We start from the raw sequence: 1,254 nt of genomic DNA on the forward strand, positions 1-1,254 counted from the left end.
CAGCGTAGTTGATGTTGTTTTGGACGCTGTCTCGTAGGCGATCGGGCTGCGGTGCCCGAGGCGGGAGTGACGGCGTGGGGTGTTGTAGCGGTGCAGCCAGCGGAACGCGTCGAGGCGGGCCTCGTGCTCGCTGGACCAGCTCTTGCGGCCCTGGAGCGTCTCGCGTTTGAACGTTGCATTGAACGACTCGGCGAGCGCGTTGTCCGCCGAGCTGCCGATCGCGCTCATGGACTGACGGACGCCGGCCTGGCGGCAGGCGTCGGCGAACGCCCGGCTGGTGTACTGGGCGCCGTGGTCGGTGTGCATGACCGCTCCGGCGATACTGCCGCGGGTGCGTTCGGCGGCGGCCAGGGCGTCGATGACGAGATCTGTTCGCATGTGATCCGCGACCGCCCAGCCGGTGAGGCGACGTGAGGCGAGGTCGATGACGGTGGCCAGGTAGAGGAACTTCCCTGCGTCCAGCGGGAGATAGGTGATGTCGCCGACGTACTTCGTGTTCGGTTCGCTCGCGGTGAAGTCGCGGCCGGTCAGGTCCGGGGCCTTCGCCGCATTCGGGTCCGCCATCGTGGTGCGGTGCCTGCGGCGCAAGCGCAGACCCGCCAGGCCGGCCTGGCGCATCACGCGGGCGACCCTCTTGTGGTTGACCCGCTCGCCCTCCTCGCGGAGCTCGGCGGTGATCCTCGGGACACCGTAGGTGCCGTCGGATTCCCGGTGCACGGCCCGTATCCGCACGGCGAGCCGGACGTCGGCCGCCTGCCGGGCGGCCCGGTCCGCAGCCGTGCGGCGCCAGTAGTAGAAGCTGGAGCGGGCGACGCCGAGGATGGTGCACAGCCGCTTCACGCCGTAACGACGCTGGTGATCGGCGACGAACTGGAAGCGGTTCACCAGCGCGTCTCCCCGGCGAAATACTTCGCCGCCTTCCGCAGGATCTCACGTTCCTCCTCCAGCTCACGGATCTTCTTGCGAAGGGCCGCGTTCTCCGCCTCCAGCGGCGTGGGCGGCTCGGCAGACGCCTCCACCCGGCATCCCCACGGCCGACTCGCTCCGGCAGCCCGGACCCAGTTCCGCAGCGTCTCCGGGTTCACCCCCAGATCAGCGGCGACCGACCTGATCGTCGCCTCGGACCGCGACTCGTACAACGCGACCGCGTCCGCCTTGAACTCCGGCGGACAGTGCTTCATGACCACGGGACATCCGTCCTCCTGGACTCAAGATCCAAGTGTCTCGAGTGTCCAAGATTCGGGGGCAAGCCCC

1 protein-coding gene is annotated in these 1,254 nt (G+C 68.9%); it reads right to left on the reverse strand.

Annotated features, from left to right (window positions below):
- A protein-coding gene (locus ACWCXX_RS41430; RefSeq protein WP_451136506.1) for an IS3 family transposase occupies nucleotides 1-1,187 on the reverse strand; the annotation gives its coding sequence in 2 pieces (ribosomal slippage) (nucleotides 1-896 and nucleotides 896-1,187; 1,188 coding nt annotated over the 2 pieces). This gene is flagged as partial in the annotation.
- Between the last annotated feature and the right edge of the window lie 67 nt (nucleotides 1,188-1,254).

It is taken from the genome of Streptomyces sp. NPDC001732, assembly GCF_053596315.1.